This is a genomic window from Pseudoalteromonas sp. SR41-4, from assembly GCF_014163985.1.
GTDB classification, from domain to species: Bacteria; Pseudomonadota; Gammaproteobacteria; order Enterobacterales; family Alteromonadaceae; genus Pseudoalteromonas; species Pseudoalteromonas rhizosphaerae.
On record NZ_JACJEI010000035.1, the window covers coordinates 1 to 15280 of the forward strand.

Sequence of the window (15280 nt, forward strand, 5' to 3'; positions counted from 1 at the left end):
TGATTGTTCACCATCTGATTGTTCACCATCTGATTGTTCACCATCTGATTGCTCATCGTCTGATTGCTCATCACTTTCTGAATCATCGCTATCATCACCATTTTTAGGTTCTTCTTGCTCCTTTTCATCTGTACTTTTCATAAGCTCAATAACTTTCCAAGCCATATCTGCACAATCACGCGTACTACGAGTGTTTGTAATTCCATGTACTATTTCAGTTAAACTATCTATAAAGTTATTGTCATAGGTTGCTTTTAAATACGCTAAAGCTTGTTCAGCATATTGATCTAGACAAAGGTTGCCTGCACCAAGTACACGGCCTTTATATAAGCAGTATGTTAATACTAGTGATAACGGATTATCAGAACTCACAGGTTCACTAAATAAGCCTTTCTTAATTGCGATTAAAACAAGTTTTTCAAGGTTTAACTTAGCGCCTGGATACTCTGAACCAACTAACTTCTCCATTCGTGCATCTTCAAAGATATTGCATAAATTTAAATGTAACTTACTCTTAAAGTTGATTGAAAAACTGGTGTGTTTTTCATGGCCAATTTCATGATCAATATAACCATGCGTCATAGACACATAATCAGGATCAGTAAAATCGCCAAATGGAATATTAATTTTTCCACCACAACTATAAGCCGTACTACCACTAACAGTGACCTTAATACCTTCTCTGTCACTCATTAACTTTGATAATACTCTAGCTACTTTTATAACTCTGTTTTTTGATTTCATGGGTGGTTACTCTCCATAGGGGGTTTAACGGCTAAGCCGTATAGGGTTTTATTTAAGGGTTTATAGCCGGAGCTATTAAGTTCTATATCACCTGCTTTTCGTTTTACTGCTTAGAAAAACAATAAAATGAAAAATAGAGGACCAAAAAGGACTTCCCTTTTCAGTTCTCTATTTCTATATTTCCATTAGCAATTGATATACATGGCAAGATTTCATCGTTTGACATAAAGCCTAAAGGCTCAGTGACGTAAGTCACTGAACCCGACTTTAATTTGCACTTACAATAGCCACAAATTCCAGTTCTACACTGTGACTTGTGTACAACGGAGCCTTGTTCAAGACTCTGAAGTATTGTGCCTTTGCTTTGTACGCTGTGATGTTGACGCGACGAAGTGATGATTTTAATCATGAATAACAACTCCAGTATCAAGTTGAAATTCAGGCCTAAGAGCTGGTGGAAAACCATCAAAGCCCTTTGACTGATAAACATCATTCCAATCAATTTTATCAACACCTTCTGGACAATTTGGTACAAAGATTTCTGCATTTCTGCCCTCTTTTTCCAAACGTTCCTTCAAGCGATTCGCTGCAGCAAGACCGGCCCCACTAGGTTCAATATCAGCCCAAATTAGGACAAACGTAACGTCATCTGGAAACTTTACAGCTTCCATTAAACGATCCGAAATACCGACCCACATAGGAGTTCCTGTAGCTTCACGAACACTAAGTGCATTTTCAATGCCTTCAGCTATACCTATAACTTTTTCTCCAAAACCTACGTCTCTTGGTTGGTCTAATTGAATAGAACAGCCTCGAACATCAGATATAGGCGCAAAAATCATTTTGCTGCGAATAATATCTGCCTTAACCGGTAGTTTTGTGTCGAGAAAAGTACGGTGCATAGTGACAGGTTTACCGTTCACATCACGTACCATGGCAAGCATTCCGGGGAAGTGCTGCCAATTGGTTTCATCGCTTTCCTTATATGCAAGTTTTGGATGAAAACCCAAATCAGACATATTAGTAAGGTCAGAATTAATACCACGATTGCGAAGGTAATCATGCGCATGAGTGTTCAAAATTGGCTTAGCTTGAGCTTTATTGTTCCTGAGAACTTTTTTAGCTTTTGCTAAGGCCTCTTCTGACGTTTTGTATGCGCTTTGTTGGGTATACTTACGTTGTGCTTTAGCTGCATCTGATTCAGTAACTCGTGATAAGTCACCGCCACAAATACGTATAATTTCATCTAAAGCCTGTGAGACAGAACACCCAACATACCAAGACACAACAGATATACCATCTGGTAAAGGCCCTACATCGTTATGATATGCCCCACCTGTATCTCTGTAGTCTCGAAACCATCTAAACTTAGTACGGCCACCACCGGTTAAAGGACAAGGCTGCTGCCTAATACCTTTTTTAAATGATTGCGCTAACCCGTGGTAGTTTGAAAGAACACTCTCCCAGCCGCCACTTTGGTCTACTAATGCTTTTACATGGTTAATTTTGTCGAAATTGTTGTAGTTCATAATATTACTTCCTCATATATCGAAATCACGATGATCCCAATACATCCGAGTCTCAGGTGCATTGGTGATCACCGTGACCCGGTAAAAAGAAAGCTCGCCACCCAAGCGGGCAAAAGCGAGCTTGGATGGTGGTTATTCAGTAACTAATTCACTATTCTCAATTCTTCGAGAAGAATTGGTAATGACTAGTCGAACACCTACAACAATTTCTTTACCATCGTGTTCAACTGTTTTAAAAACATAATCACCACGGACTATTGTTGTTACAGTTTTACCTTCAAGCATTTTTTTTAAATCGATTTTCATGGTTACTCTCCAAAATATCTAAATTTGGGGTACAACCATGCCCAAGCGGGTAGGTGTACCCGCGTGGGTTTATATTCTTAATTTTTAAAAACACTTTCCAAAAAAAAGTATTTTTAGGAAGTAAGCCACCAGCAAAAGCGCTAGGCTTTTACTGGTGCTAACAATTGATAAAATTAATTACCAACCATCAAAAGCAAAACTATCAATGGCCACATTCTCCTGCTGAACTATGAATTCAGAGTTAAATGGATCACTACTTGATTGTTCTACTGCTTCTCCAAATGGGTTATCACTGAAAGGGTTATCTTCAGTGTTTATACTAGACTCTGCCATTGACGTATTATCCACAACGGCTACTTCTTCAACTTCCTCTATTTCTTCAACTTCGCTTAGCTCATCACCACCTTTTCCATAAGCAATTACTTTTGATCGGTCACTTACAAGTGTCAAAAAATGACAAATTTTGTGATAGTCACCACCCATTAAAGGGTAGGTCAAAGGTAATTCATTAAGCACTTCTGAAAAGCGCACAGCTACACGGGCAACAGTTGAATCCAAGAAAGATAAATTGATCAATTTATCGCGTAGAGCGAAAACTGGCTTCATCTTCTTGATTGTTGCTTTTTCTGCCATAAGAAACGACTTTTGATAGATTTCAGCTGCTTCGCTGGAAATTTCATCAAACAAAGTTTGACTAGCTTCCTCAGCAATAACATCTTCATCACCATCAAAAAGAGGTTGAATCGCCATTGGTGGGTGCACCTTGAATGTGAATCGACTAGCAAATTTGCTGGCTTCATCTGAACATTTTCTAATATAGGCCTCTACAGGCTTGTTATTTAAAATATGGTCTTCAATGGTGTTTTCATACTCACTTCTAAGGTTCTGCACTTCAGCTTTAAACTCAGTATCAATTTCATGTAACTCTGTAATCAAATCATCTAATTGACTGATTGGTACAAGGGTAGCGCCTTTTGCAAAGCTAATACCTCGTTGATTAAGAGCACGACGAGCTTGCGCTGAACACTTACTAACAAATCTAAGCTTTTCTTTCGGGAACCAGCGTAGCTTAGTACCTGAAAGCAACTCAGAGTCGAGCACTTGTCCATCTATTAACGATTTACTATCAGAGATAATACTTTCGCCACATGCTCCTTGAACTTCTACTGAAATTAAACAAGCGCCACTTTTAATATCTAAGTTGGCATTGCTTGCGGCTAGTTTAGAAGCTTCTTTTGCTGAATCGACTGTATATTTTTGGGTTGTCATGGTTACTCTCCGGGGGTTTATAAATTCGGAGCATAACAACCCTGTTCAGGGGTATTATGCCCCTGTAGGGTTTAGGTTTTGAGGTGTTAGCCTCTATTTTAATATTTTAAAATTGATTACAGGCTCGCATATTGACAAGCCTGAGTTATACCATCAATTTTCCATTCGGTATCGCAATTACAACATACTGCAAAAACGACACCTGTAAGTGGTGTTTCTTGAATTTCACCTTTATCAGAAACATTACCATTAAGATTTACATAAAAGTGAATGCATCTTTCCTGCTTCTCTTTTAAAACAATTGGTGAACACTTACATTTAGGACAATATTTATTCATATTTCGAGTCATAAATAGTTCCAATATTATTTAGAATATTCTAAGTTTCTAGTTTTGTGATCGAACACAAAGCTATTAATGGTAGTTAAATACCCATCATCCAGCTTTTCTTGAATACGATCTCTTGAAGAAACTTTACTATCTACTATTTGCGGTATCCAATAATCACCATAACGTTTGTTCTTTTTGTAAAAAACATAAAGAGCATTATTAAAGTGACCAATGGCCCAAAGTTCATCTTTGCTTTTACTTAAAGTAATAACATCGAAAGAGCCTGTTGGGTACGAAGAGGGTCTACATGGTAGAAAGCCTAATTCAACCGCTTCTTGTCCTTTGTATTCAGTGCTGTGTTTAATCGTAAAGTGTGTAACAACATCATCAAGATGCGTACTGTTATCCACCCACTCAATATCACTAACTTTTCTGTATATACTATTAAGACCAGTTAATACTCCAACGCAACTAAATGTAACCGATAATCTCTTTCCATTAGCATTAGTTCCGATAGACATTGCTTTAAATGAACCGTCTGGAAACTCATGAGCTTCAAAAACGGAACAATCTAAACTGTCTGTCATATCGTAAAAACTAGCTACCGGTTTTATGGAGGAGCGTGTTACTTTTTTGCGTGTGAGGCAAAAACTTCTCCACTTGGTTTATCAAGATCTAAACCTAATAATCGCTGCAAAACTGCATCAACTATTTCTTGGCTATCACTATCAACACCGCCTTGCATAGAGAAATCTAAGGCTTCGCGCCATTCCGCATCTTTACCAAATACCATCGTATGAAAAGCCCAATTAACCAATGTTCGTGTACTAAAAATACAACCGATTGGATCATCAATGCCTTTACCATCATCACCAACACGTAATTTTCTTAACTCGTTACCGACTAAGACCATCTTATGTGCGACAGCATATGGGATTGCAGGGAATTGCTTTTGTATTATTTTTAACTCTTGTGCTGGTTGTGGGTAATACGTTCTGTACCAACCGATACGTGAACGTAAGGCATCATCTAACTTCTGTGAAGAAGTGTAGAACTCCGAGCCACCCTCACCAGTCGTGTTACCTGTGGCAACGATACGACACAATGAGTGTTTAGTTAGTGTTTTTCCAATTTGCTCTATAGGCCAAGGTTTACCTTCCAGTAATCCATGAATCGCAGCACCAGTGTTACGATTTACCTTATCAAGTTCATCAAAAATTACTAACCCACCGCTAGCGTAAGCTTTAGCAGCTGGACCAGGATTAAAAGGTGTTTCACCATTCATAAGAACTCGTGAACCCTCTAAATCTTCTGGCATTAAGCTACCGTGACACTTAACCATGTATACAGGTTCATTTAAGTGATCTGCTACAAAAAGTAACATTTCAGTTTTACCTGTACCTGTCTCACCATGCAAACCAAAAGTTTGAAGTTGAACAGGCGCCATCCACCAAGATAATAAGCGTTTAAGCGTCTTTTCTGTCGGAATGTAATACTTGTTAGAGCCTTGACAATCAGGGTGACGATTTTTACGACGAGTAAGAGTTCTTTCACCGGGAGTGAAAAAATCAGGAAATATGCTATGTGCATCGACCTTCTCTAATTCGTTGTAGTTTACTTTTGCTGATTGAATTTCTGTTACGTTTTCTGCCGTGTTTGTGTTTGACATGGTTACTCTCCAAAAGGAATTAAGTTTTTTGGAGATAGATCTTCCCTATCAGGGAAAACTATCCCCGATTAGGGTTTTAAATTTAATCTTTAGAATTAAATTTAGGGTTTAGAACTTTATATACAGTTGTTAAATTATGAAACGTAAATGCTTGAATCAGCCATTTTATCAATTTCATAATTCTCGTTATATGTTTGAACTGCTAAAGCATATGCTTCTATATACTTCCCATTAAAATCAGTTGATAGCTCAGTTAAAGCTTTGTCTATCTCACTAATATATAATTGGGGAACTACATCACCTTGCTCTAAAGCAATCCAAACCAAAATATCAGTATTGTTAATAAATGAATTAAATTTAAGATTTTCAGATGTAACTATCGCAGTGATAATTTCAACTAAGTTATAAGCAAATGATTGCCTAAATAATAAATCTCTCATTGAATATCTCCATCTATTGCAAATACACATGTAAGTACATTGTTTAGAGAATGCTTAGTATTCACTTTTAGGAACATAAGTAACTCCAGAACGAGTATATACAGATGATATTTCTAACATTTCTAATGCAAATCGATTTACGCCGCGAAGTCTAAGTTCATGATAAATTCCTTTACGGAGTTCAACATGATCAAAGCCAAACGCTTTACAAATTAATGCAAAATAGTTAGAACTAACGAACTCAAGCTCAACAATTAAGTCTTCACTATCAACAGCAACATCACGCAGAATTTCTAAAGAACGATCAACCATCCATAAGCATAGCTTTTCGATTTCTTCATCTTGCCATTCAACATGAGATATACAGTTAACTGCATCAAGTTCAGGATCGAACAAAGAGATAATTGAGTCTTCATAAGTGGGATTTCCCCGCTTAATTGCCTGCAATATATCTAAATCCAACGGGTGTTGAATTACATTTTCTTTATTCCAACTTGGTGACCACTGAGCATGTTGCTTAATAAGTTCACCTTTTTCGTGCATCGAAAGCCAACTAATTACTTTTTTATCAGTAACACCAAAACGTTTAGCACAAGCTTTAATAGTAGAGCCGTGGTTTTGTATACGATAAACGCATTCAATTTTGTCTAGGTGGTTAACTTTATTTTTCTTTGCATGGGTTTGCATGGTTACTCTCCGGGATATAAAAAACGGGAGTACATGCACCCCAAAGGAGTGAATAAATACTCCCGTAGGGTTTAGGCTGATGCCTTGGGTTAAATTTAGTTACGATTTAAGTGGTTGGACTTAAAAAGAAAACTTTCAAAATACAAATAAACAAAACCAAACTTAAAGGACTAAACAAAACAAAAGAATAAATATTGTTAGGGTTAGTTAATAAGTGCGTAGCGATAGTGATAGTAATGAAGGGAATAAATAAATATTACAGTCAAAATTAAGATAATCAGTACAGCGAGTGATTTAATAAATATTTGCTATGAAAGTGAGTTAACTAAAATGTGTGGAAAATAAAAGTATTAGCGAAAAAATCCAACGAGGTTGAATCGGTTACTAATCGTGTTTTATTTGCCTTGGGTTTATCTAGTTACGATTTAAGGGATTAAACTTAAAAAGTGACTTTGAAATTGCAGAAATAAATTAAAACCAGAATTAAAAACTAAGCAAAACAAGGGAATTGTTAAGGATAGTTAGTAAGCATGTAGTGTTAATTGAAAAGTATGAAAGGAATAAAAAATTATTACAGTCAAAATCAATATAAGCAATACAACGAGTGGTTCAAATAAATAATTACGGTTTAAAGTACGGTTACTAGGTAGGCATTACGAACAAAAATTTGCAAATTCAACGTGGTTGAATGGGTTGCTAATGGTGTTTTATTTGCCTTGGGTTTATTTAGTTACGATTTAAGGGATTAAACTTAAAAAGAGTCTTTTCTAAATTGAATAATTAAAACGGGAACTGCACTTAAAAGACCAAACGAAACAATAAAGTTACTAAGATTGGTTAATAAGCCTGTTGTGCTTGTCATGGTAGATGAAATAAACATTAAAAATATTACATTCAAAAGCCAGATAAACAAAACTACGAGTCGCCCAAAGAAATTTTCGCTATGAAAAAGTTTTGAAACTAAATAGGTCGGCAGATAAATACATTTATTAACTAATCCAACGAGGTTGAAAAAATTACTAAAGATGTTTTTATTTGCCTTAGGGGTTAGTGCGCTTTTTTTAAGTTTTCGCATGAGTGGTTACTCTCCGTTTTTTTAATTTACAAATAGCAGGACTATTTGGTTGGGTTTGGGGTTGATGCCGTAGCATATGATTCATTGACCTAAAAAGGTTGAACCGTCGCGATACAGGGATGTAAAGCCGCTAAGGGTTATACTCCATGCAAGGAGTCGAAGTTAAAAACTTCAGTTAAAAAAACGGTAAAAATTATTAAGGACATAACTAGGCAGTTATGTTTTCAATAAATTTTAAGCATGAAAAATACCAGATAAGCTAATGCTCACTGGGGGAGGGGGATTGGTATTCTTATTTAAATTCATTTTGTTGGCTTAGCCAAACCGTTCGCAGGTGCGAAAAGAGTTATCGCCTTAGCGAAAGAGGTTTATCGCCGTAGCGATTTATTTTCGCCGTAGCGAAAGGGGGTTTATCGCCGTAGCGATTTATTTTCACCGTAGCGAAAAAGGGTTTGTCGCCGTAGCGAATTTCGAATATATAACGCATTTACTTTTTTTACAATGCTTGTACTGTTTTTTATTTAAAAAATTGAAGCAAGGCCAAATGGTTTTCTGACCTCGCTGAAAAAAGACTACTTCCGTTAAAGAAACGCCTAAGCTGGCTGCATTTCTTCAATAAATTGCGAGTGCTTACCCTGGCGATAGCTTATATGTAATAGTGACTCAGCCCTAGTGATCGCCACGTATAACAAACGCCTTTCTTCCTCTAAAAATGCTAACTTACTGTCCTCATTGTCGCTATCGCCTCTAAATTTTGTTGGCACTCTATTCTTTTCAACATCTATTACCCATACTTTTTCCCACTGGAGTCCTTTAGAGCCATTCATGGTGGCCAGTATCACCTTATCTTTATCACTATGGTCTATTTCGTCTTTCATCTGCATGAGTCGAATCAAGGCTGAAACCCTCATTCTTAGTGAACCGCTATAACCTTGTAGTCGGTCTGAAACTAACCGTAGCTTATTAACCGCGCGTTCGTGATCCTTTGATATTACTGACGCAATATTAAAAACTTTACTGATAAACTCATCTATTCCTTCTTCATCGTCATTACTGGGTATGTTTTTGGCCAAGTCCAAATAAATACTTAGGTTTTTGTTTTCTGGCAATGATAGTGAGCTAACCTTATTTATATCGCCAACTTCTACAACATGCTTATGGGTTTCACTAATAACATTATTCGGTACACCTATAAAGCTAAGTGCATCATCAATAAACACCATGCTTTTCGGGTTCGATAAGCTTCTGTATAAACTAACTAAACCAACAATCAATGGTGACTCCCATATAGATTTACCACCAATCCTCTCAACAGGAATATCTAAGTAAACTAATTCTTCCTGCATCAAATCCAATAACTTATTAGTTCGAGCTAGCACAGCCCAGCCTTTTGGGTTTTGAGCTATTTCTAGTGCTACTACGCCTTGGCATTCAAACGGTACCGAAGTTTTACTCATAATTACTTTATCAGGTTTATTGGCGTACACTTTTTGATTAATGAGGTTAAGATAATTTTCAATTGCTCTGCGGTAATGCCAAGATAATCCACTTGGTACGATTCTATTTGTAACAGTTTCCTTTTTGTATTGGTGGATACGTTCTGGATCAATTTTAAGCGCTTTTTCAATATCTAAACGTGCATAATCTTTGAAAACGACTCTGCCACCCGGATCTTTTGCAGAGTTCATGCTTTTTGGCATTCGCTCTACATTATAGTCAATAAGCTCTGCTGCATACGCCAATATCTCTGGTGCACATCTAAAGCAAATACTTAAAAGAAAAGCTTTGGCTTTAAATTCTTCTTGGAATTTAACCATGTTTTTGTAACCGAAACCGCCACGCCAAGAATAGATGGCTTGGTCATCATCTCCCACGACCGTAAAGGATCTATTCTCTTTTTTGTTCTCTTTTATCCAAGCATATTCTATTGCTGACGTATCTTGAAATTCATCCACCAGCATGTGAGTAAAGTCTAAAGGCTCAATTTTCTTAGCTCTTAGTGCAAAAATAAGCTCTATACTTAATGTTGTTAAATCTACTTTTTTGTACTGCCAAAGTGCTTGAAGATATTTTACTGAAATTTCAGAAAGCTCGCCAATATCCCCATTCGATTCTAAATATTCTACAGGGTATTGAGTATCTATAAATTGTAGATTTTTTTCATCCGTACCTACTGCACGGCGTTTAAATGAATCGTGTGTTGGTCCCATTATTAAACTACGCCCATCTAATAACGGCCGAGCATGGTCAAGTATTAATTTGGCAAACGTTCTTATATCTATTCGCATTAAGTCATTTTCACTGATCAATTTTGAAATACGATGCTCTGTTTCCTTTGTTGATGAACGAGTAAAAGTAACCATTATTAGTTTATTAATTTCATTAGCCTTTATAATCTCACTGGCCAGTTCTATTGATAAATGGGTTTTCCCACTTCCGGGTAAAGCGAGTACAAGTTTGTTTTCGTCTCTGTGTTCAACTACCGCGTTTTGATCGTTTGTTAATGCCATATGTAATCTTACAAGTGCCTAAAACATGCATTCTAATATTTCCTGTTCAGTAGCCTAAATTTTACAATAGGTAAAAATGACCTCTGTAAATTCGAAGTAGGGTAAATGTATATATGAACAAATACAGTCGCATTCTTGGTAGACGTATCAAATCACAAAGAGAGAAGCAGTTACTTTCGCCAGAAACTGTTGCCATAAAATTAGATGTACAAGTAAGCGATTACCTTAATTGGGAAAGTGGCAAGGCAAAACCGCAAGAGCGTCAACTTATTAAATTGTCTTATATATTGCGTAGTCATGTTTCTCGATTTAAGGCAGGTCTTGTATTGGATGGATTACAATCATGATACAAATTCAAACAATCGGCAAAGAGGATTTTCTTTGTTATAGCCGTGACCAGCTTTCACTAGCAATTAACAAAGTAGCTGGTTGCCATGCTTCAGTTAAGTATCGCCAGAGAAGTGGGCTTAGTAGAGTTCTGTATATAACAGTAACCGCTGGTGGCGTAATTAAAGATACCTATACTGAAAAAGTATTTGAAATAGATGAGCTATGGCGATTACATCTCATATAATCTCTAATATTGATTTCAATCGGTAGCCTATTTCTACAAATATGTTTTAATACATGCAATTAAACATTTGGATTAAAAAAATGAACTTCATAAAAAAATCAATCTTAGCACTATCAACGCTTTCACTGGCAGCTTGTATGTCTACTCAGCCACCTGTTATAACAATGGAATCAAATGAAGTTTATCAATTTGACGATGATGCTAGCTTTGCATTGAATGTGGCTAAAATGACACGTAAAACCGCAGGTTTGTCTGATGTAGCGTTACCAGAAGAAGCGCAATTCAAAGCTAATGGTGCATTAGTTGGGGCAGAGTACGCTATGTCTTTCCTAACTGGTGGCTTAATTGATTTAGCTGGGAGCATGGGTGCTCAATCAGAAGCAGACAGAGCCTTTAATTGGAAACCTATGCTTGTTTTTTTAGGTGATTTAGATAACCCTAATGTTGATGCTGATGCAGTAAAAGTTGTAGAAGCTGAATTAACAAAAACTTTTGAAAAAATCGAAAATTCTAATTACATTGGGATTATGAGGCTTAGTGCTGACGGCAGAGATAACAACTTTATGTTTATGTTTGATGGAGCGCTGTGTGATAAGACAGGGCAACCAAAATTAAAGTATGATCTTGCTAATAACTCAGGGCAATTCATTAACGTAAAACGTGAATACGAAGGCTCATGCTCTACGCCAGTAAACGTAGAAGTAACTGGAAAGGTAGACTATCAGGGTGAACAAAAAAGTGTTATTACAGTAACTTTCCATGGTGGGTATGCAGGTTTTACTGATATGGCTATTGCTACTTCAGGTTTTTCGGTAGTACCACAAACATTCGGTCGTTGGGGTAGTGGGGTTAAATACACTGTTCCAGCCCCTTACGTAATCCATAACAATACAATGCATTTATTCACTAAAGAAAATTCTTCTTTTAAATTAAACTAATATATTTCTAAATTAGTTATTCATTTTACTCTAGTTGCCAGCCTATTAAGGCTGGCATTTTTTCACCCTAACGAATATCAGCCGCCTTCCTCACTACCAAGTGTAAACCCGAACTCACAAATTTGTGGACGCGGGTACTTTGAACAATCTAATGGTTCGTTCATTTTTTCCTTAATAGCCTTTGCTCCCTCAGCTGCATTGCTTGTTCTTTGTAGAGTCCTTTCAGTGGGTGTCTCTCTGTATTCAGTGTTTTCATACCTACCACCAGCGCTTAAATCATCTTGATTCGACTCGGGTATTAAATTTGACTCAATCATTACGCCAATCCATTCACTTAGATCTATTTGATTGAAGTCTAGTGCTTGTAATTCCTCATGCGTTAACCCTGAGCACTCAGTCATATCTTTACTCAGCAATACATGAGCTTGTTCCATAACAATTCGACTTAAAATAGAGCCATAACAACAATAATCCTGCCTTTTCATATAACAAACACCCAGGCTTTTTTTAGCACAATATTTATCCTCTACAGCATAACATTGACGCATTTCAAGTTTAAGGGCTGTATCACTATCAGTTTCATCACATGCAGTTAATAGTGAACCAACGAGTTGTGCTAGTTGATACATAGAATACCAAAACATTACCGCACCTAAAAAATTAGCTGCGCTTGCCATCCCATCACTTAAACCAGTTACAACCGCGTCACTTCCCGCCTCAGTAGATGCAGCTGTTGAGAACATAAGTTTACCCAACTCTTCTGGTAAAGCATCATAAATTAGTTGGTATATATATTGTGTCATTGGACCTAAACCTGCTTCAGCTACAGTTGAAGCTGCTGCTCCTGCTGAACCGCTCGCAGCTCCCGGCACAGCCGTTGCAACATTTCCAGTAACGGTTTCAACGGCGCTGGTATAAAATGAACTTACACTTTGCCAAGCGTTTGTAGAAGTTACTGTATCCGATACAGTAGTCCATGCACCATTAATGGCCTCGGTAGCTGGTTCTGAAAATACACCACCCATTTGCTGATTTTCAAACTTCAGCATCATTTGTGTCATATTTAGGTAATCAAGAAAATCGATTCCTTCTGGCGCTTCGCAGCAATCATTACCCCAGTCTGAAGCGGTAGCCCATGAGCAATATTGCCTTTCACCTTCAAAGATTCGACATGTTGATAAATCGCCCGGTATTTCGCACGAAGCCTCACCTGGTATTTGCTCCATAACGTTTGCTATGGCCGCTGCTTTAAGGAAATTTTCATTTTCTTCTTTTTCGCCCCAGCTACATTCACCACCTGAACATGGCAACATGCCTTCACATGATGATTCAGTTGTCTCATATTCAAAGTCAACGTCATGACCGGTGTCACACTCATAGGTTACTGTTTCATTTACGCAGTAATTCCAACCGTCAATGGTAAAACCATCTGTACACTCAGTTTTGATTTCGACGCATTCATCTTTTTCTTCATAAGCTTCACACGTACCGCCTGATGATTTTATTTCATCCCATGTTCTACACTCTTTGACAACTGAACCATCTGATTGCTCTTCATTTGTGCATACCACTTCACCTTTGAATGGATCACAGTTATATCCATCCAAGTTGACTCTCCACGATATATTTTCACTATCTCCATTGTAAAATGGTCCTGCAGCATCTAAGTAATAATCATCCCACCCATCTGATCCACCTTTAATAGTCATGTATTTTTCAAACTTACAATAAGAATTGCTTGGAATTTCACTCGGATTATTGAGTATCTTATTCGGTATTCGGCCGCCAACATCTAATGGGACTTTACTCGGTAATGTTAAGCCTGTTGCGTTGTAACAGCCGCTTGGGTAATCATCAAGCAATTGCCCAAAGCCTTCGCCTGTAGTGTCTTTGAAACGTAATTTTATAGTAGCTAAATATTCACCATTGCCACCTACCAAAATGTTCCACCCTATTTTATATGTCTTCTTTACACCACTTTTAATATGCCGTTTAAATCCAAACGTTTTATCACCAGAGTAATACCACCGTCCTTTATCTATATTACGACCGGTTTCACAATTGCTATAGGTATCATCAGGCAAAGGTCGGGTGTAGGAATCAGCTCCATCAACAAAAGAGAACGCAAGTTTATTATCTACCTCAAACTCAATATGATCATCGACGTAGCCATCAACAGAAATGCTATCTAACTCTATACCATCCGTTAAGTTCATGGTTATGTTTTTAGAGAATTCAAAAACGCCACATGAACCAGGCGGATTTAGATAGTTATTTTTATGTTCACCTATTTCAAATTGAAAGCATCCAACTCCACAACTTGTTAGCTCTTGGCCTTCAACCACAACTGGAACTCTTAACTTCCTTTCAACCTCACAGTGAAATGGATTGTCTTTTTGTAATCTTTGACAAAATTTTTCTTGAATATTTGGGGCGTATAATTGTCCACTTTTAGCGACAGTAGTAGACCCGCAAGAATCAAAAAATCCTGCGCCGCCAGTTTCTAATTCATCTAAGGTTGCATAGCTTTGAGACATAATTGCATCAGGCACAGTTTGTTGTGCGCCCGATTGGGCATTACTAATTACAGTTCGATAAGCAACGGCTTCACCTGTATTATTAGCAGCTGAACTCAGTCTAGCATTAGAATCACGGCCAGCTTGATAAAAGGCATCTTCATCTTCATACGTTCCTTCACCTTCCCATTTTGTTTGTCCGTGATTTAATTCAGAAGAATATATTTCATCTGCTGATACGCTTACAGGTGAAAGTGAAGAGTCTGCCCCTGGTTTAAGCCTTACTTTGATTGCACCACTTGAATCGCGGTACGTTTCAAAAGCTCGGCTTTTGTTTAACTTAACATTTACGTCATTTGTGGTGGGGTCAACACTGGGCATTATTTGGGTAGAGCTAACGGCATTTGCATTCTTCACTGCCGTTGTCATATCCGCATTTGCGCCTGTCGTACCTTTTATATCAAGCGTGTTTGTCCTTGAGTTAGACTTGATGATCATAGTCTCAAGCTGGCTTGTCATATCCCTTGAAGCTCGCGGCGCTAAATCATAGGTTTTGCTTTCTAAATTATGGCGATACGGATTACTAATATCGTACTTATTGTCTAAGTCCTTTAGTATTTTGTCTTCATCTTGAGCGTAACTTGATGTTGAGTATGTACTTAAAAGCATACCTACCGTTAACGCACTAGAATTT

Annotated in this window: 15 protein-coding genes; 3 read left to right on the forward strand and 12 right to left on the reverse strand. The window is 37.4% G+C overall.

What is annotated here, in order from left to right; all coding sequences use genetic code 11:
- The 11 genes from H5180_RS20125 to H5180_RS20175 form a co-directional block, all read right to left on the reverse strand.
- Window positions 1-744, reverse strand: a 744-nt coding sequence (locus tag H5180_RS20125; protein ID WP_182758943.1) for a hypothetical protein, incomplete at its 3' end; no start/stop codon positions are given.
- Between the two features lie 160 nt (window positions 745-904).
- On the reverse strand, window positions 905-1237 hold the full coding sequence (locus tag H5180_RS23840) for a 2Fe-2S iron-sulfur cluster-binding protein (protein WP_404936218.1): 333 nt from the start codon (window positions 1235-1237) through the stop codon (window positions 905-907).
- Entirely contained in the window at window positions 1146-2273 is a 1128-nt protein-coding gene (locus H5180_RS20135; protein WP_182758945.1) for a toprim domain-containing protein, read from the reverse strand. Before H5180_RS20135 ends, H5180_RS23840 begins: the two co-directional genes overlap by 92 nt.
- A gap of 132 nt (window positions 2274-2405) precedes the next feature.
- Entirely contained in the window at window positions 2406-2579 is a 174-nt protein-coding gene (locus tag H5180_RS20140) for a hypothetical protein (protein ID WP_182758946.1), read from the reverse strand.
- 177 nt (window positions 2580-2756) lie between these two features.
- A complete protein-coding gene (locus H5180_RS20145; protein ID WP_182758947.1) occupies window positions 2757-3848 on the reverse strand; it encodes a DUF3150 domain-containing protein in 1092 nt (363 codons plus the stop codon).
- Between the two features lie 116 nt (window positions 3849-3964).
- Window positions 3965-4198: a hypothetical protein gene (locus H5180_RS20150; RefSeq protein WP_182758948.1), complete on the reverse strand. Its 234-nt coding sequence runs from the start codon at window positions 4196-4198 to the stop codon at window positions 3965-3967.
- Window positions 4199-4212: 14 nt separating this feature from the next.
- Window positions 4213-4764 (reverse strand): hypothetical protein, encoded by a 552-nt coding sequence (locus tag H5180_RS20155; RefSeq protein ID WP_182758949.1) that lies wholly within the window; start codon window positions 4762-4764, stop codon window positions 4213-4215.
- A gap of 38 nt (window positions 4765-4802) precedes the next feature.
- Entirely contained in the window at window positions 4803-5846 is a 1044-nt protein-coding gene (locus tag H5180_RS20160; RefSeq protein ID WP_024590307.1) for an AAA family ATPase, read from the reverse strand.
- A 134-nt stretch (window positions 5847-5980) separates the two neighbouring features.
- A complete protein-coding gene (locus tag H5180_RS20165) occupies window positions 5981-6286 on the reverse strand; it encodes a hypothetical protein (RefSeq protein WP_182758950.1) in 306 nt (101 codons plus the stop codon).
- Between the two features lie 54 nt (window positions 6287-6340).
- Window positions 6341-6973 carry a hypothetical protein gene (locus tag H5180_RS20170; RefSeq protein WP_182758951.1) on the reverse strand — a complete coding sequence of 211 codons (633 nt, stop codon included), beginning with the start codon at window positions 6971-6973 and terminating at the stop codon, window positions 6341-6343.
- A 1668-nt stretch (window positions 6974-8641) separates the two neighbouring features.
- Complete coding sequence (locus H5180_RS20175) at window positions 8642-10558, reverse strand: UvrD-helicase domain-containing protein (protein ID WP_182758952.1); 1917 nt, start codon at window positions 10556-10558, stop codon at window positions 8642-8644.
- Window positions 10559-10671: 113 nt separating this feature from the next.
- Between H5180_RS20175 and H5180_RS20180 the strand changes: the two genes are divergently transcribed.
- The 3 genes from H5180_RS20180 to H5180_RS20190 are packed head-to-tail and all read left to right on the forward strand — an operon-like array spanning window position 10672 to window position 12070.
- Entirely contained in the window at window positions 10672-10905 is a 234-nt protein-coding gene (locus H5180_RS20180) for a hypothetical protein (RefSeq protein WP_182758953.1), read from the forward strand.
- Window positions 10902-11132: a hypothetical protein gene (locus H5180_RS20185; RefSeq protein ID WP_182758954.1), complete on the forward strand. Its 231-nt coding sequence runs from the start codon at window positions 10902-10904 to the stop codon at window positions 11130-11132. Before H5180_RS20180 ends, H5180_RS20185 begins: the two co-directional genes overlap by 4 nt.
- Window positions 11133-11185: 53 nt before the next feature.
- The gene (locus tag H5180_RS20190) at window positions 11186-12070 is read left to right on the forward strand and encodes a hypothetical protein (RefSeq protein WP_259398310.1); all 885 of its coding nucleotides are present in this window, start codon (window positions 11186-11188) and stop codon (window positions 12068-12070) included.
- Window positions 12071-12147: 77 nt separating this feature from the next.
- Here the strand turns inward: H5180_RS20190 and traN are convergent, their stop codons facing one another.
- Window positions 12148-15255 carry a conjugal transfer protein TraN gene (gene traN / locus H5180_RS20195; protein WP_182758955.1) on the reverse strand — a complete coding sequence of 1036 codons (3108 nt, stop codon included), beginning with the start codon at window positions 15253-15255 and terminating at the stop codon, window positions 12148-12150.
- Window positions 15256-15280: the final 25 nt, after the last annotated feature.